The following is a 23,713-nucleotide window of genomic DNA, read 5'->3' on the forward strand; positions in this document are numbered from 1 at the left end:
CCTGGAGCGGGCTTGCCCGCGAATGGGGCAGCACAGGCGATGCAAAATAAAAAATGTCCGGCAAATTGACCTAGTACATTCATCACGACAATTTGCCGCTCTTAGACTCCGCCCAACACCAGGCCACTTGTTGGGACGCGGTCATGTCAGAGCTCTCGCTTCACGATATCCACCTTGCCCGCCAGCGTATCCAGGGGCTCGTGCGCCGCACGCCGTTGGAACACTCCCCGAGCCTGAGCCGCATCGCCGGCGCACCGGTCTACCTGAAGCTCGAATCCCAGCAACTCACCGGCAGTTTCAAGCTGCGCGGCGCCAGCAATGCAGTCGCGGCCCTTGCCCCGGACCTGCGGGCGCGTGGCGTGGTCACCGCCTCCACCGGCAACCATGGCCGGGCACTGGCCTACGCCGCGTCGCAGTTGGGTGTGCGCGCCACCGTCTATCTCTCGCACCTGGTACCAGCCAACAAGGTCCAGGCGATCCGCGACTTGGGCGCCGAGGTGTGCATCGTCGGCCACTCCCAGGACGATGCCCAGCACGCGGCCCTGCAGCATGCCCATGAGCAGGGCGCGGCGCTGGTGCCGCCTTTCGACGATCCGGCGGTGATCGCCGGCCAGGGCACCTTGGGCCTGGAGATCATCGAGCAACTGCCCGACGTTGGCCAGGTACTCGTGCCGCTGTCCGGCGGCGGCTTGTTCGCCGGCGTGGCGCTGGCCCTGAAAAGCATCAACCCGGCCATCACCACCCATGGCATCAGCATGACCCGTGGCGCGGCAATGCACGCCAGCCTGCAGGCTGGCCGCCCGGTCGAGGTCGAGGAGTTGCCGACCCTGGCCGACTCCCTCGGCGGCGGTATCGGCCTGGACAACCGCCACACCTTCACCCTGACCCGGCGCCTGCTCGACCAAGTGCACCTGCTGGCGGAAACCTCGATCGCCAATGCCATGCGCCATGCCTACCAGCAGGAGCGCCAGGTGGTCGAGGGCGCCGGTGCGGTGGGCATCGCCGCGTTGCTCGACGGCCTGGTGCCGGCCCGTGGGCCGATCGTGGTGGTGGTCAGCGGCCGCAACGTCGATACCGCACAGCACTTGCGGGTGATGAACGGCGGCGACGCCTGAGGTCTTTTCTTTTCGTTCACTGGAGGTTTTCCGATGCCCGCCATCACCTTGCTCAGCGAAGCCGACCTGCGTGACTGCATCTGCCTCGACCGCGCCGCGGTCGATACCATCGAGCAGGCCTTCGCCCTGCTGGCCACGGCGCAGGTGGCGATGCCGCCGATCCTGCGCCTGGACGTGCCCGAGCACAACGGCGAGGTGGACGTGAAGACCGCCTACCTGCCGGGCATCGCGCGCTTCGCGATCAAGGTCAGCCCCGGCTTCTTCGACAACCCCAAGCTCGGCCTGCCCAGCCTCAACGGCATGATGATGCTGTTGTCGGCACGCACCGGCTTGCTGGATGCCCTGTTGCTCGACAACGGCTACCTCACCGCCGTGCGCACCGCCGCGGCCGGCGCGGTAGCGGCACGTTGGCTGGCCCGTGAAGACAGCCGCTGCGTGGCGCTGATCGGCAGTGGCGAGCAAGCCCGCCTGCAGTTGCAGGCGCTGCGCCTGGTGCGGCCGATCGAGCGGGTGCATCTGTGGGCGCGCGACCCGGCCAAGGCCGCGGCGCTGGGCGATGAACTCGGCCGCGATGGCGGCTTGCAGGTGCTGGTGTGCGACAGCATCGACCAGGCCATGCAGGGTGCGGACATCGCCATCACCTGCACCCCCAGCCGCGAACCGCTGCTCCAGCCTCATCACCTGCACCCCGGCCTGCACATCACCGCCATGGGCTCGGATGCCGAGCACAAGAACGAGATCGCCCCGCAGGTGGTGGCCGAGGTCGACCGCTACGTCGCCGACCGCCTCGGCCAGACCCGCGTGCTGGGCGAGCTGCACCATGCCTTGCGCGCCGGCCTGGTCCACGACGACGGCGCCTTCTGCGAACTCGGCCAGGTCATCGCCGGGCAGCAGCCGGGCCGTACCAGTGCCGGTCAGATCACCCTGTGCGACCTGACCGGCACCGGCGCCCAGGACACCGCCATCGCCAACCTGGCCTTCGAGCGTGCGCTGGCCGCTGGCAAGGGCCTGGCCTTCGCCAGCTGAAGAATCTTCCAACCCCACTCAACAGAGGGCATTGCAATGTCTCAGTCAGTGGTCAACCTGCCGTTCAGCCGGCAGGAGTACGCCCAGCGCCTGGCCCGGACCCGCGCCGCCATGCAGGCGCAGGGCCTGGAGCTGTTGCTGGTCACCGATCCGTCGAACATGGCCTGGCTGACCGGCTACGACGGCTGGTCGTTCTACGTGCACCAGTGCGTGTTGCTGGCGCTCGATGGCGAGCCGATCTGGTTCGGCCGTGGCCAGGATGCCAATGGCGCCAAGCGCACGGTGTTCATGGCCCACGACAACATCGTCGGCTACCCGGACATCTACGTGCAGTCACGTGAGCGCCATCCGATGGACTACCTGTGCCAGGAGGTGATCCTGGCCAAGGGCTGGGGCGCCTTGAACATCGGCGTGGAGATGGACAACTACTACTTCAGCGCCGCGGCCTACCAGGCCCTGTGCCGGCACCTGCCGCAGGCGACCTTCAGCGATGCCGCCGGGTTGGTCAACTGGCAGCGGGCGGTGAAGTCGCCCCAGGAAATCGAATACATGCGCATCGCCGCGCGCATCGTCGAGAAGATGCATGGGCGCATCCTCGAGCGCATCGAGCCGGGCATGCGCAAGAACGAGCTGGTGGCCGAGATCTACAGCAGCGGTATCCTCGGCGTCGACGGCCACGGCGGTGACTACCCGGCGATCGTGCCGTTGCTGCCGACCGGCGCCGACGCCAGCGCCCCGCACCTGACCTGGGACGATTCGCCGTTCGTCACCGGCGCGGGGACCTTCTTCGAGATCGCCGGCTGCTACAAGCGCTACCACTGCCCGCTGTCGCGCACGGTCTACCTGGGCAAGCCGCCGCCGCACTTCCTCGAAGGCGAGAAGGCCGTGGTCGAGGGCATCGCCGCGGGGCTCGAGGCTGCAAGGCCTGGCAACACCACGGGAGACATCGCCCGGGCGTTCTTCGGTGTGCTGGAGAAGTTCGGCATCCACAAGGACAGCCGCTGCGGCTACCCGATCGGTATCAGTTATCCGCCGGACTGGGGCGAGCGCACCATGAGCCTGCGCCCGAGCGACAGCAGCGTGTTGCAACCGGGCATGACCTTCCACTTCATGCCGGGTCTGTGGATGGACGACTGGGGTCTGGAAATCACCGAAAGCATCCTGATCACCGAGACCGGGGTCGAGACCCTGTGCAACGTGCCGCGCCAGCTGTTCGTGAAGGATTGAGCCATGAATGCATTTGCAGACAGCGCCCCACAAGCGACGAACCCGATCAGCAGCACCGTGGACTTCGAGCGCGACGGTGTGCAGCACGGCTTTCTCAAGCTGCCGTATTCGCGCGACGACTCGGCCTGGGGCGCAGTGATGATCCCAATCACCGTGGTGAAGCACGGCAGCGGGCCGACTGCCCTGTTGACCGGCGGCAACCATGGCGATGAGTACGAGGGGCCGGTGGCCCTGAGCAAGCTGGCGCAGCGGCTGCAGGCCGAGCAGGTCAGCGGGCGGGTGATCATCGTGCCCTTCATGAACACCCCGGCGTTCCAGGCCGGCCGGCGTACCTCGCCGATCGACAAGGGCAATCTCAACCGTAGCTTCCCGGGCAAGCCTGACGGCACCGTGACGGAAAAGATCGCCGACTATTTCCGCCGCACCCTGCTGCCGCTGGCCGATATCGTCCTGGATATCCATTCCGGCGGCAGGACCCTGGACTTCCTGCCGTTCGCGGCCTGCCACGTGCTGCCCGACAAGGACCAACAGGCGCGTTGCGAAGCGGGCATGCGGGCGTTCTCGGCGCCGTACAGCATGCGCATGCTCGAGCAGGACGCCCAGGCCATGTACGACACTGCGGCCGAGGCCCAGGGCAAGGTGTTCGTCACCACCGAGCTGGGCGGCGGCGGCACCTCCACGGCCAAGAGCGTGGCCTTGGCCGAGCGCGGCGTGCACAACCTGCTGGTGCATGCCGGCATCCTCGAAGGCGAGGTCCAGGCCAGCGCGTCGATCATGCTCGACATGCCCGACGGCGACTGCTTCATCGCCAGCGAACACGACGGCCTGCTGGAGATGTGCCGCGACCTTGGCGACACGGTCAGCCAGGGCGAGGTCATCGCCCGCGTCCATGACATCAAGCGCACCGGCAGCGCCCCGATCGAATACCGCGCTCGACGCGGCGGCCTGCTGGCCGCCCGGCATTTCCCCGGCCTGGTGCAATGCGGCGACACCCTGGCGGTGATCGCCGACGTGCTGTAGCGCACCAGGCTTCGGCCGCGCCATTACAAGAGGTATGGAGAACAGCTCATGTCACACCAATACCCGTTCAGAAACCTGTGCCACGTCGACGGCCAATGGCTGCACAGCAACAGTGGCAACAGCATCGCCGTGCTCGACCCGGCCAACCGCCAGGTCATCGACCATGTACCGTTGCTCGAGCATGAACAGATCGTCGCCGCGGTGGATGCCGCGCAGCGTGCCTTCGTGCCTTGGCGCCAGCAAAGCCTGGAGGCGCGGGCAGCTTTGCTGCGGCGCTGGGGCGAACTGCTCCTGGAGCACCAGGAAGCGCTGGCGCGCATCCTCAGTCGGGAGCAGGGCAAGCCACTGGCCGAAGCGCGCGGCGAAATCGCCTATGCGGCCAGCTTCATCCCCTGGTTCGCCGAGCAGGCGCGGCGCCTGTATGGCCAGACCATTCCCAGTCACATCCCTGGGGCCCAACTGGGGACCGTGAAGGAGCCGGTGGGTGTCTGCGCGTTGCTCACGCCGTGGAACTTCCCCAGCGCCATGATCACCCGCAAGGCCGCTGCCGCACTGGCCGCCGGCTGCACCGTGGTGGTCAAGCCAGCCCACGAGACACCGTTCTCGGCACTGGCCCTGGCGCAGTTGGCCGAAGAGGCGGGCTTGCCTGCCGGTGTGTTCAACGTGGTCATCGGCGAACCGCAGATGGCCATGGAGACCCTGGTGCGCGACCCGCGCGTGCGTTCGGTCAGCTTCACCGGCTCCACCCGGGTCGGCAAGCTGGTGCTGCAGGCCGCTGCCCACGACGTCAAGAAGGTCGCCCTGGAGCTGGGAGGCAACGCGCCGTTCATCGTCTGCGCCGATGCCGACCTGGAGCTGGCGGTGAAGGTCGCGGTCGCGGCCAAGTTCCAGACCTCGGGGCAGGACTGCTGCGCGGCCAACCGGATCATGGTCCAGCGCCCGTTGTACGAGGCCTTCCTGGCGCGCTTCGCCGAAGCGGTACGGGCCTTGAAGGTCGGGCCGGCGATGCTCGATGGCGAGGAAACCCACGTCGACATCGGGCCGCTGATGCACCAGGCCGCCTTCGATGCCACGGCCGAGCGGGTCGAGGACGCCATCGCCCACGGCGCCCGACGCCTGGTCGGCGGCGAAGCCCATGCCCTGGGGGGCTGGTTCTACCAACCTACCGTGTTGGCGGATGTCACGCCGCAGATGCGCATTTACCAGGAAGAGAATTTCGCGCCCATCGCCGGGGTGATGCCGTTCGACACCCTGGAGCAGGCCATCGAAATGGCCAATGACACCGAGTACGGCCTGGCCGCCTACATCTGTTCCAACCGTCTGGATGTGGTCCACCCGCTGATCCGCCGGCTGGACCATGCCATGGTCGCGGTCAACGGCGTGAAGTTCACCGGCCATCCGATCCCGTTCGGCGGCATGAAGGCCTCGGGCCTGGGGCGTGAAGGCGGCAGCGAGGGCTTCGAGCCCTTCGTCGAGACCAAATACTTTTGCTTGCACCATCAAGGTCAGTTCTAAGGAGCGTTTGCCATGAGCCAAGAATTCAGCCAGCTGTTCGAGCAGGACCGTGCCCATTTCATGCACCCCTCGACCCACGCCCACGACCATGCCAGTGGCGCGCTCAAGGGGCGGATCATCACCGGCGCCGAGGGCATCCGCCTGCGCGACCACGAAGGCCGCGAGCTGATCGATGCCTTCGCTGGCCTGTACTGCGTGAACATCGGCTACGGTCGCAGCGAAGTCGCCGACGCGATCCACAAGCAGGCCAAGGAGCTGGCCTACTACCACACCTACGTGGGGCACTCGACCGAGGCGATCATCGAGCTTTCCAGCCGCATCATCGACTGGGCGCCGGCGGGGATGAAGAAGGTCTACTACGGCCTGTCTGGCTCCGACGCCAACGAGACCCAGGTCAAGCTGGTGCGCTACTACAACAACATCCTCGGACGGCCGCAAAAGAAGAAGATCATCTCCCGCGACCGTGGCTACCATGGCTCGGGCATCATGACCGGCAGCCTCACCGGCCTGCCCAGCTTTCACCAGCACTTCGACCTGCCGGTGGAAGGGGTCAAGCACACGGTGTGCCCGCACTGGTACCGCAAGGCGCCGGCCGGCATGGACGAGCAGGCTTTCGTGCGCTATTGCGCCGATGAGCTGGAGAAGCTGATCCTCGCCGAAGGCCCGGACACCGTTGCCGCCTTCATCGGCGAGCCGCTGATGGGCACCGGCGGCATCATCGTCCCGCCCAAGGGCTACTGGGCGGCGATCCAGGCAGTGTTGGACAAGTACGATGTGCTGCTGATCGCCGACGAGGTGGTGTGCGCCTTCGGCCGCCTGGGCTCGAAGATGGGCAGCCAGCGCTACGGCATCCGCCCCGACCTGATCACCACCGCCAAGGGCCTGACCAGTGCCTACGCGCCGCTGTCGGCGGTGATCGTCGGCGAGAAGGTGTGGAACGTGATCGAGGAGGGTTCGCGCAAGGACGGGGCCATGGGCCATGGCTGGACCTATTCCGGCCACCCGATCTGCGCGGCCGCTGCCCTGGCCAACCTGGACATCCTCGAGCGTGAGGACCTGACCGGCAATGCCGAGGTGGTGGGGGCGTACCTGAACCAGCGCATGCGCGAGACCTTCGAAGGGCACCCGCTGGTCGGCGAGGTGCGTGGGGACGGCATGCTGTGTGCTGTGGAGTTCATGGCCGACCGGGAGGCGCGCACGGCGTTCGACCCGGCGCTGAAGGTCGGGCCGCAGGTGTCGGCGGCGTGCCTGGAGCGCGGCATGATCGCCCGGGCCATGCCCCACGGCGATATCCTCGGCTTCGCGCCGCCGCTGGTGTTGGGCAAGGACGATGCCGAGCGGATCGTCGCGATCACCAAGGCGGCGGTCGATGAGGTGGCCGGGAAGGTGCTTGGCTGACGGTACCTGAGGCCGCTGTTCTGGGGCCGCTTTGCGGCCCATCGCGGGCAAGCCCGCTCCCACAGGTTCGGCGTCGATCTCAAGAACGGCGCGGTCTCTGTGGGAGCGGGCTTGCCCGCGATGGGCTGCAAAGCAGCCCCACGATTAGGCACCGCTTAACTGTCCTTTATTGGAACGATTCCGCTCCTATCCTGCTGGCCCTCTACCCAGCGTTCGCGCAATGGAACGCTGAGGCCCGAATATTGGATCTACCGAGTCCCTGCCCAGGGCACTACCGTTACTTCCGTCGTGTTCAGGAGGTCGGTGGTGAAGAAGATCCATCAGCCAATCACCTCGCCAACCGACCGCACCGAGCTGCTCCGGCCGACTGACGGTCATCCCGTCTGGCTGGCGTTGCCTACTCTGATAATCCCCACGCTGGATTCGTGGGTCCGCGGTCCTACCGCATTGGCCAGGATGGCCGGTTCTCGAAACGAGGAGAGAACGATGAGCACTTTCAACCAAGCCGCCAACTTCAATGGCCAAGTTCCCCGGATCGATCCCAGCCAGGCGGCGATGTTGCTGATCGATCAGCAGAGCGGCCTGTTCCAGACGGTCGTTGATCACCACCGCCTCCGTTCCGCAGCGTCCCAACGGCCCGCTGATCCCCGAGTTCCACGAAGCCGCGCCACACGCCCAGTACGTCGCGTGTTCTCGCATTAGCAACTGTTGATCGAAAGCTACATGAAAGCGCAGGCGGTGGTGACCAACAATGAGCTGTTGGACTCCGCACTTACCTGCCCCCCCGAAAACCAAGCAAGGAGAACCCCCATGGGCTTCCAATACAAACGTCTGGACAAGAATGATGCTGCCGTTCTGCTGGTCGATCACCAGACCGGTCTGCTCTCTCTGGTACGGGACATCGAACCCGATCGGTTCAAGAACAACGTGCTGGCCCTGTCGGACCTGGCCAAGTACTTCAAGCTGCCGACCATCCTCACCACCAGCTTCGAGAGCGGCCCCAACGGCCCGTTGGTGCCCGAGCTCAAGGAGCAGTTCCCCGATGCGCCCTACATCGCCCGTCCTGGCAACATCAATGCCTGGGACAACGAGGACTTCGTCAAGGCGGTGAAGGCGACCGGCAAGAAGCAACTGATCATCGCTGGCGTGGTGACCGAGGTGTGCGTGGCCTTCCCGGCTTTGTCGGCCCTGGAGGAGGGCTTCGAGGTATTCGTCGTCACCGACGCCTCCGGCACCTTCAATGAACTGACCCGTGACTCGGCCTGGCGCCGCATGGAAGCTGCCGGGGCACAACTGATGACCTGGTTCGGCGTGGCCTGCGAGTTGCACCGCGACTGGCGCAACGACATCGAAGGGCTGGGCACGCTGTTCTCCAACCACATCCCGGACTACCGTAACCTGATGACCAGCTTCAATACCTTGAACGGGGCGAAGTGATCGCGGGCGAAGCGGTTTGCCAGAAAAGAAAAACCCCTTGGGACCGTTGTCCTCAAGGGGTTTTCAGTTCGTTAAGACTGCCGCTCAGACGTTGAAACGGAAGTGCATCACGTCGCCATCCTTGACGATGTAGTCCTTGCCTTCCAAGCGCCACTTGCCGGCTTCCTTGGCACCGCCTTCTCCCTTGTACTGGATGAAGTCGTCGTAGGCCACCACTTCGGCGCGGATGAAGCCTTTCTCGAAGTCGGTGTGGATCACGGCGGCGGCTTGCGGTGCGGTGGCGCCGACACGGACGGTCCAGGCGCGGACTTCCTTCACCCCGGCGGTGAAGTAGGTCTGCAGGTTGAGCAGGGCGTAGCCGGCGCGGATCACGCGGTTCAGGCCAGGCTCTTCCAGGCCCAGGGCTTCGAGGAACATGTCCTTCTCCTCGCCGTCGTCCAGCTCGGCGATCTCGGCTTCGATCTTGTTGCACACCGGCACCACGACCGCGCCTTCTTCCTCGGCGATGGCCTTGACCACGTCCAGGTGCGGGTTGTTCTCGAAGCCATCCTCGGCGACGTTGGCGATGTACATCACCGGCTTGCTGGTCAGCAGGTGGAAGCCGCGGATCACGGCCTTTTCCTCGTCGCTCATCTGCTTCATCAGGCTGCGCGCCGGCTTGCCTTCGGTGAAGTGGGGGATGAGCTTCTCGAGGATGGCCTTTTGCGCCAGGGCTTCCTTGTCGCCGCCCTTGGCGTTGCGGGCGACCTTCTGCAGTTGCTTCTCGCAGCTGTCGAGGTCGGCGAAGATCAGCTCCAGGTCGATGATCTCGATGTCACGCTTGGGGTCGACACTGTTGGAGACGTGGATCACGTTCTCGTCTTCGAAGCAGCGCACCACGTGGGCGATGGCGTCGGTCTCGCGGATGTTGGCGAGGAACTTGTTGCCCAGGCCTTCGCCCTTCGAGGCGCCAGCGACCAGGCCGGCGATGTCGACGAATTCCATGGTGGTGGGCAACACGCGCTCAGGCTTGACGATCTCGGCCAGGGCGTTCAGGCGCGGGTCGGGCATCGGCACGATGCCGCTGTTCGGCTCGATGGTGCAGAAGGGGAAGTTCTCCGCCGCGATACCAGACTTGGTCAGGGCGTTGAACAGGGTGGACTTGCCGACGTTGGGCAGGCCGACGATGCCGCAATTGAAACCCATGGGAATTCCCCTCTCTAGGAAATCAGGCCTTCTGGCTGTGCAGCTCGCGCATCGCCTTGGCGAAGTCGCCAGCGAGGACGTCCGGCAGCACGCCGAGGGCAAAATCGATGCTGGCGTCGAGCTTCTCCTGCTCGGCGCGCGGTGCGCGGCCCAGGACGAAGTTGGAGACCAGTTTGGCGTCGCCCGGGTGGCCGATACCCAGCCGCAGGCGATGGAAGTCGTTCTGGTTGCCGAGCTGCGCGATGATGTCGCGCAGGCCGTTGTGCCCACCATGGCCACCGCCTTTCTTGAGCTTGGCGACACCCGGGGGCAGGTCGAGTTCGTCGTGGGCCACCAGGATGGCCGCCGGTGGGATCCGGAAGAAATTGGCCAATGCCGCCACGGACTGGCCGCTGCGGTTCATGTAGGTGGTGGGGATCAACAGACGAACGTCGTGGCCCTGATGGCTGAATCTAGCCGTCAGGCCGAAATACTTGCGGTCAGCGGTCAGGGAGACGCGCTGGGCGCTGGCGAGGCGTTCAACGAAAAGAGCCCCTGCGTTATGCCGGGTCTGTTCGTATTCGGGGCCGGGGTTACCCAGGCCGACGATCAACTGGATGGCGGTCACGTCAGGAGCTCTTCCTTGGAGTTGGTGGGTTACGGCGCGGGCGCCGTAACCCGGTCAACACCGGCGCGCGAGTGATTACTCGGCAGCGCCTTCTGCAGCTTCAGGGGCAACGCGCGGTGCGTGGACGTTGGCGATGGCCTTGTCGTCACCGTGGGCCAGGGCCACGAACTCGACGCCTTTCGGAGCCTTGAGGTCCGACAGGTGGATGATGGTACCGACTTCAGCGTTGGCCAGGTCGACTTCGATGAACTCAGGCAGGTCCTTGGCTTCGCAGGAAACTTCGATCTCGTTCTCTACGTGGGAGATCTCGCCGCCTTTCTTGGTCGGGGCTTCTTCGTTGATGAAGTGAACCGGAACCTTGGCGGTCAGCTTCTGGCCAGCGACGACGCGAACGAAGTCGGCGTGCATGATGAAGCCTTTGGCCGGGTGGCGCTGCAGGGCCTTGACGATGACGTTCTGCTTGGCGCCGTCGACGTTCAGTTCGATGACGTGGCTGAAGGCCGCTTCGTTGTCGAACAGCTTGGTGATTTCCTTGGTCAGGATGGTCAGGGACTCGGCGTCCTTGTTACCACCGTAGACAACGGCAGGGATGCTGGCGGCATGACGCAGGCGGCGGCTCGCACCTTTCCCCAGGTCAGTACGCGCTTGGGCGTTCAGGATGAAATCGGTCATTTTCTTTCTCCAAATAAGCCTCCCGGATGACGCTTGCGACCAGCGTCAGGCGGGGTGGGCAAAAAAGCCCCGCCCCAACAACCTGTGTTGGGGCGGGGCGCTTTTCGTCAGCGTGCGTTCCGCTTAGCGGAACATCGCGCTGATCGATTCTTCGTTGCTGATGCGGCGTACCGCCTCAGCGACGACCGGTGCGATATCCAGTTGGCGGATACGGTCACAGGCCTGAGCAGCCGCGGACAGCGGGATGGTGTTGGTCACCACCAGCTCGTCCAGCACGGACTTCTCGATGTTCTCGATCGCACGACCGGACAGTACCGGGTGCGTGCAGTAGGCGTAGACCTTGGCAGCGCCGTGGTCTTTCAGGGCCTTGGCCGCGTTGCACAGGGTGCCGGCGGTGTCGACCATGTCGTCTACCAGGATGCAGGTGCGTCCTTCGACGTCGCCGATGATGTGCATCACTTCGGAGTGATTGGCCTTTTCACGGCGCTTGTCGATGATACCCAGGTCGACGCCCAGGGACTTGGCGACGGCACGTGCGCGCACGACACCACCGATGTCCGGGGAGACGATCATCAGGTTCTCGAAACGCTGGTCTTCGATGTCGTCGACCAGTACGGGCGAGCCGTAGATGTTGTCGACGGGGATATCGAAGAAGCCCTGGATCTGGTCAGCGTGCAGGTCGACGGTGAGCACACGGTCGATACCCACGACAGTGAGCATGTCAGCGACGACTTTGGCGCTGATGGCTACACGTGCCGAACGCGGACGGCGGTCCTGGCGGGCGTATCCGAAGTAGGGAATCACGGCGGTGATTCGGGAAGCTGAGGAGCGGCGGAAGGCGTCGGCCATCACTACCAGTTCCATCAGGTTGTCGTTGGTAGGGGCACAGGTCGGCTGGATGATGAAGACGTCCTTACCGCGGACATTTTCATTGATCTCAGCACTGATTTCGCCGTCGGAGAACTTGCCGACAGAAACATCACCCAGTGGAATATGCAGCTGACGTACGACACGCCGAGCCAGATCGGGGTTGGCATTCCCCGTGAAGACCATCATCTTGGACACGCGCAGTACCTGAAGGCTGAGGGTATACCTGGATGAGTATAAGGAAAATGGCAGGGGCGGCTGGATTCGAACCAACGCATGGCAGGATCAAAACCTGCTGCCTTACCGCTTGGCGACGCCCCTGTATCTGTTGCTGCGAGTGCCTGGCACTCGACTTCTAGATCAGACTCTGCAGCTTGCGATGCAACATCGAAACGTTGCTTCCCTTAGCCACAAACCCTGTTTGGGTCTCTGAAAGAAGGGCCAGAACTTTATCAGCTTCGGCTTTGCTTGGGAAGGCCCCAAACACGCAACTTCCAGTCCCGGTTAGCCGAGCTTCAGTGAATTTACCCAGTGAATTCAACGCATTGCGAACTTCTGGATAACTCTGCTCTACCACCGGTTGGCAGTCATTTCGACTGTTTCCCTCGGGAACGGGGCGCATCTTAAGGGGGAGGGAATCACGTGTCAACTGCGGATGTGAAAAAATTTCCGCTGTGCTGACAGACACTTGCGGCACCAGCACGACGTACCAGGGCTCCTCGGGGTCGACGGGTGTCAGCTGTTCGCCCACGCCTTGGGCGAAGGCGGCATGGCCGCGGACGAACACCGGCACATCGGCGCCGAGGGCCAGGCCCAGGGCGGCCAGGCGGTCTTCGTCCCAGCCCAGTTGCCACAGGTGGTTCAGCGCCAGGAGGGTGGTCGCGGCGTTCGAACTGCCGCCGCCGATGCCGCCGCCCATGGGCAGGACCTTGTCGAGCCAGATGTCGGCGCCGAGGTGGCAGCCGGATTGCTGTTGCAACTGGCGCGCGGCACGCACGACCAGGTTGCTGTCGTGGGGCACACCCTCGACGGCGGTGCGCAGGTGGATCCGGCCGTCCTCGCGGGGGGCGAAGCTCAGCTGGTCGGCATGGTCGAGGAACTGGAACACCGTTTCCAGCTCATGGTAGCCGTCGGCACGGCGGCCGATGATGTGTAGCCACAGGTTGAGCTTGGCGGGGGCGGGCAGGGTGAGCCTGTGCATGGTTCAGTGCCCCAGCTGGCGGGGCTGCCAGTCCTTGACCACCAGGGTGACGTCGAGGTGCTCGCCGTGCAGTTTCAGGCGTTCGGGCAGCCAGTAGCCGTTCTGCTGGGTGTAGCCCAGGTACTGCACCTGCCAGCCATCCTGGTTGAGGCTGGCCAGGCGGCTGTCGCCGTCGAGGGTCAACTGGCTCTTGCTGTCGGGGGCCGGCAGGCCGCGTACCCACCAGACCAGGTGCGAGACCGGTAGCTGCCAGCCCAGTTGCTCTTCCAGCAGGGCCTCGGGGCTGGGGGCCTCGTAGCGGCCTTGGTTGGCCACTTCCAGGACCACGCCGCCGGGGCGTCCGGTGAGGCGGGCGGCGCCACGTCCCAGCGGGCCGGCCAGGCGGATGTCGTAGTAGTCCTGGCGTTGCAGCCAGAACAGCGTGCCGCTGCCGGAGTCCCGAGGCGCGCGGATGCCGACCTTGCCGTTGATCTGCCAGCCGTCGAGGGCGGTCAGTTGTTGTTTGTGGGCTCGCCACAACTGCGGGTCGCCTTGGCCTTGCAGGGCTTCGCGGGAACCGAAGCCGGCGCAGCCGGCGAGCAGGGCGACCAGGATGAAGGTGATGCAATGACGCAGGAACATGTCTACAGGGTCTCGGATCCGGTCAGGCGCAGGAGGGTCTTGCGCAGGATGGGGCTGTCGGGCTGGGCTTCGATGGCCTTGGCCCAGACCTGGCGGGCTTCGCGGCGTTTGCCATTGACCCAGAGGACTTCGCCCAGGTGGGCGGCCACTTCATGGTCGGGGAAACGCTCCAAGGCCTGGCGCAGCAGGCGCTCGGCCTCGTCCAGGTTGCCCAGGCGGTAGTTGACCCAGCCCAGGCTGTCGAGCACGGCGGGGTCGTCGGGGGTGAGCTGGTGGGCCTTCTCGATCAGCGACTTGGCCTCGGCATAGCGGGTGGTGCGGTCGGCCAGGGTGTAGCCGAGCGCATTGAGGGCCATGGCGTTTTCCGGCTCGCGCTCGATGATGGTGCGCAGGTCCTTTTCCAGCAGTGCCAGGTCGCCGCGTTTTTCGGCCAGCATGGCGCGGGTATAGAGCAGGTTGATGTCGTCCGGATAGCGCTTGATAGCCTGCTCCAGGACGTGCTCGGCCTGGGCGTCCTTGCCGTTGTTGCCGTAGCTTTCCGCTTCGATCAGGTAGAGCTGGATGGCGTAGTCCGGCTGCGCTTCGCGGGCTTCGGCCAGCAGGCGTGAGGCTTCGCTGGCGCGGCCGTTGGCGATGAGGATGTCGGCCTGGCGCAGTTGTGCCGGCAGGTAGTCTGGGCCCGGGCCGACCAGGGCGTACTCGCGCAGGGCCGATTCGGGGGCGTTGCGTTCCTCGTGGATACGGCCCAGGTTCAGGTGCGCGGCGTCGACGTTGCTGTCGCGCTCGACCAACTCCTGCAGGTAGCCCTCGGCTTCGTCCCAGTCCTTGTTTTCCAGGCACACCAGGGCCAGGGAGTAGCGCAGTTCATCGTCCTCGGGATACTGCTGGACGAGGCTGGCGAACTCGCCCTTGGCATCGGCGATGCGGTCTTGCTCGACCAGGGTGCGGGCGTAGGTCAGGCGCAGGCGTTTGTCGTCGGGGTTGTCGCGGATCGCCCGGCGTAGCAGCGGCAGGGCCTCGGGGCCGCGGTCCAGGGCCTGCAGCAGGCGTGCGCGCAGCAGTACCGGGGCGATTTCGCCGTGTTGCGGTGGGTGGGCTTCGAGCAGGTCGAGGGCTTGCTCGGTCTTGCCGTCTTGGTTCAACAGCAGGGCCTTGCCGAACACCAGCTGGTTGTTGTCGGGGTACTTGGTCAGCAGGCGGTCGAAGCTTTGCAGCAGGCCGTCGCGGGTGTTCTGGTCGGTTTCGGCGGCCGACAGGGCGAGGAAGTCGAAATGGGTGTCGCCTTGGCCCTGGAGCACCTTTTCCATGTAGGTCATGGCGTCGTCGTAGCGTTCGGCGCGGGCCAGCTGGATGGCGGCGGCGCGTTGGGCGTCGAGGTTCTCGGGGGCGTTGCGGGCCCAGATCAGTGCGGTGTCGAGCGCGGGTTCGTCGGCGCCGAGGTATTCGGCGATGCGGAAGGCGCGTTCGGAGACGGCGGGGTCCTGGGTCTTCTCGGCCTGGTCGACGTAGTTGGCCAGGGCGATGTCGAAGCGGTTGCGCTGGCCGGCCAACTCTGCGACCAGCAGGCTGTAGAGCGTGTCCTGCTTGAACGATCCGTACACGGTGGGCTTTTCTGGCTCGTCCTTGCTGGCTTCGGCGACGGACGGCAGGCCCTCGGGCTTCTGCGGGGCCAGGCTCTGGCAGCCCTGGAGCAGGGCAAGGGCAAGCAGCAATGCGTAGGATCTGTTCATAAAGAGGCTTTGGATACAGGCGGTCGGAGCATGATGACACAAGCGCGAGGGCAAACCCACCAGCGATGGTCGTGGTTTATTGCACGGGGCGGTTTGTTCGGACAATCACATGCCCAGCTTGTTCGAGGCTTTCGAAATAAAGGACGCTCCTGCTCCTGCTCCTGCTCCTGCTCCTGCTCCTGCTCCTGCTCCTGCTTTGGCTCTTGCTCTTGCTTTTGGTGCGCGATGGTTCAGGCGCCTCCACTCGGCCTCCTGAAGTCGCGATTCGCGGCGCCTGAGCCATCGCGTATAAAAAGCAAAAGCAAAGCAAAAAGCCAAGGGCGAGGGCGGGGCGTACTTTGGCTTTTTGTCAGAGGGGGATGAGGCATGCGGTCTGGCGCTGGCCTGGCAAGGGCAATAGCCTGCGCGCATCGCGACAATAGCGAACGGTGGTTGTTCTGAATCCTGCGAAGTAGGACAATTATCGGCTTCTCGTCACAACCAGCGACCTTGCATGGCCTTTCTTGCACTTGGTATCAACCATAAGACTGCCTCGGTAGACGTACGCGAGCGCGTGGCGTTTACGCCAGAGCAGCTGGTCGATGCCCTGCAGCAGCTCTGCCGACTGACCGCCAGCCGCGAGGCGGCGATCCTGTCGACCTGCAACCGTAGCGAACTCTATATAGAGCAGGACCACCTGGCCGCCGACGCCGTGCTGCAATGGCTGGCCGAATATCACCAACTGAGCCTCGACGAGCTGCGCGCCAGCGCCTACATCCACGAAGACCACGACGCCGTGAAGCACATGATGCGCGTGGCCTCGGGCCTGGACTCGCTGGTGCTCGGCGAGCCGCAGATCCTCGGCCAGATGAAATCGGCCTACGCCGTGGCCCGCGAAGCCGGGACCATCGGCCCCTTGCTGGGCCGCCTGTTCCAGGCCACCTTCAGCGCCGCCAAGCAAGTGCGCACCGACACCGCCATCGGCGAGAACCCCGTGTCGGTGGCGTTCGCCGCAGTCAGTCTGGCCAAGCAGATCTTCAGCGACCTGGGCCGCAGCCAAGCCCTGCTGATCGGCGCCGGCGAGACCATCACCCTGGTCGCCCGCCACCTGCACGAGCAAGGCGTGCGCCGCATCGTCGTCGCCAATCGCACCCTGGAGCGGGCCAGCACCCTGGCCGAACAGTTCGGTGCCCATGCCGTGCTGCTGTCCGACATCCCCCAGGAACTGGCCAACAGCGATATCGTCATCAGCTCCACCGCCAGCCAACTGCCGATCCTCGGCAAGGGCGCGGTAGAAAGCGCCCTGAAGCAGCGCCGGCACAAGCCGATCTTCATGGTCGACATCGCCGTGCCACGGGATATCGAGCCACAGGTCGGTGAACTGGACGACGTCTACCTGTACACCGTCGACGACCTGCACGAAGTGGTCGCGGAAAACCTCAAGAGCCGCCAGGGCGCCGCCCAGGCCGCCGAAGAGCTGGTCTCGGTGGGCGCCCAGGACTTCATGGCGCGCCTGCGCGAACTGGCCGCGGTCGACGTGCTCAAGGCCTACCGCCAACAGAGCGAGCGCCTGCGCGACGAAGAACTGCAGAAGGCCCAGCGCCTGCTGGCCAACGGCGGCAACCCGGAAGATGTGCTGGCGCAACTGGCCCGGGGCCTGACCAACAAACTGTTGCACGCACCCAGCGTGCAACTGAAAAAGCTCTCGGCCGAGGGGCGCGTCGATGCGCTGGCCATGGCCCAGGAACTCTTTGCCCTCAACGAGGGCTCCACGGACAAGACCCCGCAATGAAAGCGTCGCTGCTGAAAAAACTGGAGACCCTCCAGGATCGCTTCGAGGAACTCACCGCCCTGCTGGGCGATGCCGAAGTCATTTCCGACCAGACCCGCTTTCGCGCCTATTCCCGCGAATATGCCGAAGTCGAACCGGTGATCGCTGCCTACAAGGAGTGGAGCAAGGTCCAGGACGACCTCGAAGGTGCCCAGGCGCTGCTCAAGGACAGCGACCCCGACCTGCGCGAGATGGCCGTGGAGGAAGTGCGCGAGGCCAAGGAGCAACTGGTCGGCCTGGAGTCCCAACTGCAGCGCATGCTGCTGCCCAAGGACCCCAACGACGGGCGCAACGTGTTCCTCGAGATCCGTGCCGGCACCGGCGGCGACGAGGCGGCGATTTTTTCGGGCGACCTGTTCCGCATGTATTCGCGCTACGCCGAGAAGCGCGGCTGGCGCCTGGAGATCCTCTCTGAGAACGAAGGCGAGCATGGCGGCTACAAGGAGATCATCGCCCGGGTCGAGGGCGACAGCGTCTATGGCAAGCTCAAGTTCGAGTCTGGCGCGCACCGTGTGCAACGGGTACCGGAAACCGAATCCCAGGGTCGCATCCATACCTCGGCCTGCACCGTGGCGGTGCTGCCTGAGCCGGACGAGCAAGTGGCGGTGGAGATCAACCCGGCCGACCTGCGCATCGACACCTACCGCGCCTCGGGCGCCGGTGGCCAGCACGTCAACAAGACCGACTCGGCGATCCGCATCACCCATCTGCCCACCGGCATCGTGGTCGAATGCCAGGAAGAACGCTCCCAGCACAAGAACCGTGCCCGCGCCATGGCCTGGCTGTCGGCCAAGCTCAACGACATGCAGACCAGCGCCCAGCAGAACGCCATCGCCAGCGAGCGCAAGCTGCTGGTCGGCTCGGGCGACCGCTCCGAGCGCATCCGCACCTACAACTATCCACAGGGCCGGGTCACCGATCACCGTATCAACCTGACCCTGTACTCCCTCGACGAGGTCCTGGCCGGTGGCGTCGATGCCGTGATCGAACCCTTGCTGGCCGAATACCAGGCCGATCAACTGGCCGCCCTGGGAGACTGAATGACCATCATCGCCAGCCTGCTGCGCAACGCGCAGTTGCCGGATTCCCCGACCCCGCGCCTGGACGCCGAGCTGTTGCTGGCGGCTGCCCTGGGCAAGTCGCGCAGCTACCTGCACACCTGGCCCGAGCGGATCGTCAGCAGCGAGGCGGCCGAGACTTTCGCCGGCTACCTGGAGCGCCGCCGAGCCGGTGAGCCGGTGGCCTACATCCTGGGGCAACAGGGCTTCTGGAAGCTCGACCTGGAAGTGGCGCCGCACACCCTGATCCCACGCCCGGAGACCGAGCTGCTGGTGGAGGTGGCCCTGCAATTGCTGCCCGCCACGCCGGCACGGGTGCTCGACCTGGGCACCGGCACCGGCGCCATCGCCCTGGCCCTGGCCAGCGAGCGCCCGGCCTGGCAGGTGACGGCGGTGGATCGGGTCGAGCAGGCCGTGGCCCTGGCCGAGCGCAACCGCCTGCGTCTTGGCCTGGGCAATGTCCAGGTACGCGCCAGCCACTGGTTCGACAGCCTGGCGGGTGAGCGCTTCGAGCTGATCCTGAGTAACCCGCCCTACATCGCCGCCGAGGATCCGCACCTGGCGGCCGGTGACGTGCGCTTCGAGCCGAGCAGTGCGCTGGTGGCGGGGCAGGATGGCCTGGACGACCTGCGGGCGATCATCGCCCAGGCGCCGCAGCACCTGCAGCCTGGCGGCTGGCTGCTGCTCGAACACGGTTACGACCAGGCTGCGGCGGTGCGCGAGCTGTTGGCTGGCCATGGTTTCACCCGCGTGGCCAGTCGCCTGGACCTGGCCGGTCATGAACGTATCTCCCTGGGGTGTCTGCCATGCTGAGTGATCAGGAACTGTTGCGCTACAGCCGGCAAATCCTGCTGGCCCAGGTGGATATCGACGGCCAATTGCGCCTCAAGCAGGGCAAGGCGCTGGTGGTCGGCCTCGGTGGGCTGGGCTCGCCGGTGGCACTGTACCTGGCGGCGGCGGGTGTCGGTGAACTGCACCTGGCCGATTTCGACACGGTCGACCTGACCAACCTGCAACGCCAGATCATTCATGACAGCGCCAGCGTCGGCATGAGCAAAGTGGATTCGGCGCTCCAGCGCCTGCAGGCGATCAACCCCGAGGTGAGGCTGGTCGCCCATCGCCAGGCCCTGGACGAGGATTCGCTGGCGGCTGCTGTGGCGGCGGTCGACCTGGTGTTGGATTGCTCCGACAATTTCGCCACCCGCGAGGCGGTCAATGCCGCCTGCGTCGGCGTAGGCAAGCCGCTGGTCAGCGGGGCGGCGATCCGCCTCGAGGGGCAGTTGTCGGTGTTCGACCCGCGCCGTGACGACAGCCCCTGCTACCACTGCCTGTATGGCCATGGCAGCGAAGCCGAGCTGACCTGCAGCGAAGCCGGCGTGCTCGGGCCGCTGGTGGGGCTGGTGGGCAGCCTGCAGGCGCTGGAGGCGCTCAAGCTCCTGGCCGGCTTCGGCGAGCCGCTGGTAGGACGCCTGCTGCTGATCGATGCCCTCGGCACGCGCATGCGCGAACTGCGGGTCAAGCGCGATCCGGCCTGTACCGTCTGTGGCGGCCGGCATGGCTGAACGCTCGGCGCCGGTCGGGGTGATGGACTCGGGGGTCGGCGGCCTGTCGGTGCTGGCCGAGATCCAGCGCCTGCTACCCAACGAGTCGCTGTTGTATGTCGCCGATAGCGGCCATGTGCCCTACGGCGAGAAGTCGCCCGACTACATCCGTGAGCGTTTGCGGCGCATCGCCGGGTTCTTCCACGAGCGAGGTGCCAAGGCCATGGTCCTGGCCTGCAACACCGCCACCGTGGCGGCTGTCGCCGATCTGCGCGAGTTGTACCCGGGGTGGCCATTGGTGGGCATGGAGCCTGCGGTCAAGCCGGCGGCGGCGGCGACCCGCTCCGGCGTGGTCGGCGTGCTGGCCACCACCGGCACCTTGCAAAGCGCCAAGTTCGCTGCCTTGCTCGACCGCTTCGCCAGCGACGTGCGGGTGGTCACCCAGCCCTGCCCGGGCCTGGTCGAATGCATCGAGGCGGGCGATCTCGGCAGCCCACGGTTGCGCGAGCTGCTGCGAGGCTATGTGCAGCCCTTGCTGGCCGCGGGCTGCGACACCCTGATCCTTGGCTGCACCCACTATCCTTTCCTGCGCCCGTTGCTGGCTGGCATGGTGCCGGCGGACGTGGCCATCATCGATACCGGCGCCGCCGTGGCGCGGCAGTTGCAGCGCCTGCTTGGGGCGCACGACCTGCTGGCCGAAGGGCCAGCGCGGGATACGGCGTTCTGGACCAGTGCCGATCCTGAATCTCTGAAAAAGATCCTACCTGTGCTGTGGCATAAGTCCGACAGTGTGCAAAGCTTTCCGCTATAGCTAAACGCAAGAAGCCGCGTTTCAAGCTGAACTATCGGACTACTGCCGATTTCTACCGATTTGCCTGCGATGACGGGCGAACACCAACGACAGCATCAGGAAGAAGGATGTCTCTCATGAAGAAACGGCTTGGCTTGGCGGCGCTTGCCGCTTTGACTTTGGGGCAGGGGTTGTTGGCGCAGGCCGCCGACATTTCGTTTTCGGTGGGGCAGAGCGGTGACTCCACCATGGTCTACCGGTTGGGGATGCAGTCGAACTGGGATGCCAGCTGGTGGCAGACCAGTGTAGGGCGGCTGACAGGCTATTGGGATGGGGCCTACACGTATTGGGATGGGGACGACACCGCCAGCAATCACAGCCTTTCATTCGCCCCGGTGTTCGTCTACGAGTTCGCCGGCGAGTCGGTCAAACCCTACATCGAGGCCGGTATCGGCGTCGCCGTGTTCTCCAGCATCGAGCTGGAGAGTAACCAGCTGGGCTCGGCCTTCCAGTTCGAGGACCGCATCGGCGTCGGCCTGCGTTTCGCCGGTGGGCATGAGGTCGGTATCCGTGCCATCCACTACTCCAACGCTGGTATCAAGCAACCCAACGACGGTGTCGAGAGCTACGCCTTGCACTACCGCATGCCGCTTTGACCCTGGCGGCCACCCTGGTCGAGGGTGGCCGACCGCTTCTCAATGGGGCAGGGGCCACAGGCTGTTCAGGCTCAGTGCCTCCAGCACCAGTTCCGGTTCCCGTTGTGGCAGACGCTGCAGCAGTGCCTGGGCAGCGCGGTATGGCGTCCATTGCTCGGGGATGGCCCGGGCCGGAGTTACCGGTGTCGTCAGCGACTGTGGCGCCACCATGGCCAGGTCGATGCTGAGGGCGTGTAGGGTCTGGCGTTGTTCGCGGAACCACTGTGGCAGGTTGTTGACCCCGCTTGGCGGCTGGGCGGGGTCGTGCAGTTGCAATGTGGTGCAGGGGCTGAAGATCGCCATGACCTGGGGCGCATCGCCCTTGACCAGCAAGGGCAGGGCGCCGGCCAGGCAGTGCTCGCTGGCAAGCAGGTTGCTCGTGACGATCGCTTCGAACAGTTCGTCGGACGCCTGCGCCTGCGGCAGGTAGTCGCAGCTGCCGGCGTTGACGATCAAGCCGTCCAGCGTGCCCCACTCCGCCTGCAGGCGCGCCGCGGCGAGGTGGGCCTGGGCGGCGTCATGCAGGGGGGCGGGCAGGCGTAGCAGTTGTCCTGGATGATGCGCCTCGAGGTCATCCAGCTCTTGGCACGGCTTGCCACTCGTGGCGACGTGGCAGCCCTGTTCGAGCAACCCTTGCACCAAGGCCAGGCCGAGCCCGTTGGTTGCCCCTGTTACCCAGAAACGACGCAAGTTTCTCAAGATTCAACCCTCTGATCCTGCCAGCCGGACAGGCCCTTGAAGGCTGCCAATGCCCGCTGGCGACTGCTGCTGAGATCTACGATCGGACTGTGGTAGAAACGTGTAGCAATAAAGTCGGCAGATTTCATCGGTTCATGAATGAATTTTTCATCCAAACCCTGAAGCTCCGGCAGCCATTGGCGAAGGAAGTTCCCGCCTGGGTCGAAACGTTGTGATTGAGTGATCGGATTGAACAGGCGGAAGTATGGCACCGCATCGGTTCCGCTGGAGGCGCTCCACTGCCAACCGCCATTGTTGGCGGCCAGGTCGCCATCGATCAGGTGACGCATGAAATGGCGCTCGCCGTGGCGCCAGTCGATCAGCAGGTTCTTGCTCAGGAACATGGCGACGATCATGCGCAGGCGGTTGTGCATCCAGCCGGTGTGCAGCAACTGGCGCATGGCCGCATCGATGATCGGAAAGCCCGTACGGCCTTCGGCCCAGGCCTCGAAGTCATCGGGGGCGTCGCGCCAGGGGAGGGCGTCGGTGTGGGCGCGGAAGGCCCGGTGCCGACAGACCTGTGGATAACCTACCAGGATGTGCTTGTAGAACTCTCGCCATAGCAGCTCGTCGAGCCAGGCTTGCACGCCGCTGCTGCCACTGTCGAACGTCCCGCCGTTGGCGTTCAGGGCTGCATGCAGGCATTGCCGTGGCGAGATCACCCCGGCGGTCAGGTAGGGCGAGAGTTGGCTGGTACCGGCCTTGGCCGGCAGGTCGCGCAGGTGTGGGTAGTCCTCGACGGTTTCATCGAGGAATCGGGACAGCCGGCGCCGTGCTTCGGACTCCCCGGCACCCCAGTGCGCGATCAATGCCGTTGGCGGGGTGTCGAAACCCTCGATACGCGTGGGCACGGGGTCGCTGGCGATGCCCAGCGGCGCCTGGGGCCGGGCTGGGGCGGCCAGGCTCGGCAGGTTGCGGTGCAGGTGCTCCAGGCAGGCCTTCCTGAACTGGCCGAATACCTGGAAACATTGGCCGTTGCGGGTCGTGATGCTGCCGGGGCGAAACAATGTCTGGGCCAGGTAAGCATGGCTGGCGATTCCGGCACTGGCCAGCAGGGCCCGGGTCGCCGCGTCGCGTCGCTGTTCATTGACCCCGTATTCCTCGTTCCAGTGCACGGCCCCGACAGAGTACTGGCGGCAGACGCCGAGCAGGGCTCCGGGGGCTTCGCTCCATAGGCTGGCCTGGCGGATCAGCAGCGGGATACCGAGCGCTTCCAGCGAGTGGCGCAGCTCGCGCAGGTTACGCAGCCAGAAGTCGACCTTGCACGCGGCATCGTCATGGGCCTGCCATTGACCGGGGCTGACCAGCCACACGGCGAGGGTAGGCCCGTGCGCGCAGGCGGCGCTCAGGGCGGTGTTGTCGGCGATACGCAGGTCACTGCGCAGCCAGATCAGCTGCAGGTTGGGTTTCATCCTTGGCTCGTGGGTCACTGTGAGTGCTGCAAAGACGCAGGCCTTGCA

Annotated in this window: 22 protein-coding genes, 1 tRNA gene and 1 pseudogene; 14 read left to right on the top strand and 10 right to left on the bottom strand. The window is 65.3% G+C overall.

The annotated features are described in order from the left end of the window. Window positions 1-143: 143 nt before the first annotated feature. The 8 genes and pseudogenes from eutB to ycaC all read left to right on the top strand — a co-directional run bounded on the left by eutB (window position 144) and on the right by ycaC (window position 8,738). Window positions 144-1,115, top strand: coding sequence for a hydroxyectoine utilization dehydratase EutB (eutB, locus tag ACDI39_RS21620; RefSeq protein ID WP_486537032.1), 972 nt, complete (start codon window positions 144-146; stop codon window positions 1,113-1,115). A 33-nt stretch (window positions 1,116-1,148) separates the two neighbouring features. Next, on the top strand, window positions 1,149-2,141 hold the full coding sequence (eutC, locus tag ACDI39_RS21625; RefSeq protein WP_253081223.1) for an ectoine utilization protein EutC: 993 nt from the start codon (window positions 1,149-1,151) through the stop codon (window positions 2,139-2,141). 36 nt (window positions 2,142-2,177) lie between these two features. Next, window positions 2,178-3,368: an ectoine hydrolase DoeA gene (doeA, locus tag ACDI39_RS21630; protein WP_225788498.1), complete on the top strand. Its 1,191-nt coding sequence runs from the start codon at window positions 2,178-2,180 to the stop codon at window positions 3,366-3,368. Window positions 3,369-3,371: 3 nt separating this feature from the next. Next, entirely contained in the window at window positions 3,372-4,388 is a 1,017-nt protein-coding gene (gene doeB, locus ACDI39_RS21635) for a N(2)-acetyl-L-2,4-diaminobutanoate deacetylase DoeB (RefSeq protein ID WP_225788499.1), read from the top strand. A gap of 48 nt (window positions 4,389-4,436) precedes the next feature. Beyond that, window positions 4,437-5,903, top strand: a complete 1,467-nt coding sequence (locus ACDI39_RS21640; RefSeq protein ID WP_225788500.1) for an NAD-dependent succinate-semialdehyde dehydrogenase — start codon at window positions 4,437-4,439, stop codon at window positions 5,901-5,903. A gap of 12 nt (window positions 5,904-5,915) precedes the next feature. After that, on the top strand, window positions 5,916-7,301 hold the full coding sequence (locus ACDI39_RS21645; protein WP_225788501.1) for an aspartate aminotransferase family protein: 1,386 nt from the start codon (window positions 5,916-5,918) through the stop codon (window positions 7,299-7,301). Window positions 7,302-7,787: 486 nt separating this feature from the next. Next, window positions 7,788-7,989 (top strand): annotated as a pseudogene (locus tag ACDI39_RS21650) (hydrolase); the annotation flags it as partial. 122 nt (window positions 7,990-8,111) lie between these two features. Then, window positions 8,112-8,738 carry an isochorismate family cysteine hydrolase YcaC gene (gene ycaC / locus ACDI39_RS21655; RefSeq protein ID WP_225788502.1) on the top strand — a complete coding sequence of 209 codons (627 nt, stop codon included), beginning with the start codon at window positions 8,112-8,114 and terminating at the stop codon, window positions 8,736-8,738. 84 nt (window positions 8,739-8,822) lie between these two features. Here ycaC and ychF read toward each other — a convergent pair whose 3' ends face one another. The 8 genes from ychF to ACDI39_RS21695 form a co-directional block, all read right to left on the bottom strand. Further along, the gene (gene ychF, locus ACDI39_RS21660) at window positions 8,823-9,923 is read right to left on the bottom strand and encodes a redox-regulated ATPase YchF (RefSeq protein ID WP_253103274.1); all 1,101 of its coding nucleotides are present in this window, start codon (window positions 9,921-9,923) and stop codon (window positions 8,823-8,825) included. A 22-nt stretch (window positions 9,924-9,945) separates the two neighbouring features. Next, window positions 9,946-10,530, bottom strand: a complete 585-nt coding sequence (gene pth / locus ACDI39_RS21665; protein ID WP_225788504.1) for an aminoacyl-tRNA hydrolase — start codon at window positions 10,528-10,530, stop codon at window positions 9,946-9,948. 75 nt (window positions 10,531-10,605) lie between these two features. After that, the gene (locus tag ACDI39_RS21670) at window positions 10,606-11,202 is read right to left on the bottom strand and encodes a 50S ribosomal protein L25/general stress protein Ctc (RefSeq protein WP_225788505.1); all 597 of its coding nucleotides are present in this window, start codon (window positions 11,200-11,202) and stop codon (window positions 10,606-10,608) included. Window positions 11,203-11,325: 123 nt separating this feature from the next. Next, complete coding sequence (locus ACDI39_RS21675) at window positions 11,326-12,267, bottom strand: ribose-phosphate pyrophosphokinase (protein ID WP_043214915.1); 942 nt, start codon at window positions 12,265-12,267, stop codon at window positions 11,326-11,328. A gap of 48 nt (window positions 12,268-12,315) precedes the next feature. Then, window positions 12,316-12,390, bottom strand: a tRNA-Gln gene (locus ACDI39_RS21680). Window positions 12,391-12,424: 34 nt separating this feature from the next. Next, window positions 12,425-13,270, bottom strand: a complete 846-nt coding sequence (gene ispE / locus ACDI39_RS21685) for a 4-(cytidine 5'-diphospho)-2-C-methyl-D-erythritol kinase (RefSeq protein WP_253103273.1) — start codon at window positions 13,268-13,270, stop codon at window positions 12,425-12,427. 3 nt (window positions 13,271-13,273) lie between these two features. After that, window positions 13,274-13,891: a lipoprotein insertase outer membrane protein LolB gene (gene lolB / locus ACDI39_RS21690; RefSeq protein WP_253081221.1), complete on the bottom strand. Its 618-nt coding sequence runs from the start codon at window positions 13,889-13,891 to the stop codon at window positions 13,274-13,276. Between the two features lie 2 nt (window positions 13,892-13,893). Continuing rightward, window positions 13,894-15,621 (bottom strand): tetratricopeptide repeat protein, encoded by a 1,728-nt coding sequence (locus ACDI39_RS21695; protein WP_486537034.1) that lies wholly within the window; start codon window positions 15,619-15,621, stop codon window positions 13,894-13,896. A gap of 493 nt (window positions 15,622-16,114) precedes the next feature. On the opposite strand from ACDI39_RS21695, the gene hemA reads away from it, so the two are divergent. The 6 genes from hemA (at window position 16,115) to ACDI39_RS21725 (ending at window position 21,476) form a co-directional block, all read left to right on the top strand. After that, window positions 16,115-17,392: a glutamyl-tRNA reductase gene (gene hemA, locus ACDI39_RS21700; RefSeq protein WP_225788509.1), complete on the top strand. Its 1,278-nt coding sequence runs from the start codon at window positions 16,115-16,117 to the stop codon at window positions 17,390-17,392. Next, window positions 17,389-18,471, top strand: a complete 1,083-nt coding sequence (prfA, locus tag ACDI39_RS21705) for a peptide chain release factor 1 (protein ID WP_225788510.1) — start codon at window positions 17,389-17,391, stop codon at window positions 18,469-18,471. The genes hemA and prfA overlap by 4 nt, the downstream gene beginning before the upstream one ends. Beyond that, window positions 18,472-19,302 (top strand): peptide chain release factor N(5)-glutamine methyltransferase, encoded by an 831-nt coding sequence (gene prmC, locus ACDI39_RS21710; RefSeq protein ID WP_225788511.1) that lies wholly within the window; start codon window positions 18,472-18,474, stop codon window positions 19,300-19,302. Next, window positions 19,296-20,051 carry a molybdopterin-synthase adenylyltransferase MoeB gene (locus tag ACDI39_RS21715; RefSeq protein WP_225788512.1) on the top strand — a complete coding sequence of 252 codons (756 nt, stop codon included), beginning with the start codon at window positions 19,296-19,298 and terminating at the stop codon, window positions 20,049-20,051. Before prmC ends, ACDI39_RS21715 begins: the two co-directional genes overlap by 7 nt. Then, window positions 20,044-20,841: a glutamate racemase gene (gene murI / locus ACDI39_RS21720; RefSeq protein WP_368816544.1), complete on the top strand. Its 798-nt coding sequence runs from the start codon at window positions 20,044-20,046 to the stop codon at window positions 20,839-20,841. Before ACDI39_RS21715 ends, murI begins: the two co-directional genes overlap by 8 nt. 116 nt (window positions 20,842-20,957) lie before the next feature. Then, entirely contained in the window at window positions 20,958-21,476 is a 519-nt protein-coding gene (locus ACDI39_RS21725; protein ID WP_486537035.1) for an acyloxyacyl hydrolase, read from the top strand. A 39-nt stretch (window positions 21,477-21,515) separates the two neighbouring features. Here ACDI39_RS21725 and ACDI39_RS21730 read toward each other — a convergent pair whose 3' ends face one another. Next, the gene (locus tag ACDI39_RS21730) at window positions 21,516-22,214 is read right to left on the bottom strand and encodes an SDR family NAD(P)-dependent oxidoreductase (protein WP_253081217.1); all 699 of its coding nucleotides are present in this window, start codon (window positions 22,212-22,214) and stop codon (window positions 21,516-21,518) included. Beyond that, complete coding sequence (gene phrB / locus ACDI39_RS21735) at window positions 22,211-23,653, bottom strand: deoxyribodipyrimidine photo-lyase (RefSeq protein ID WP_486539023.1); 1,443 nt, start codon at window positions 23,651-23,653, stop codon at window positions 22,211-22,213. The genes ACDI39_RS21730 and phrB overlap by 4 nt, the downstream gene beginning before the upstream one ends. Between the last annotated feature and the right edge of the window lie 60 nt (window positions 23,654-23,713).

Source organism: Pseudomonas sp. Tun-23181 (genome assembly GCF_057415455.1).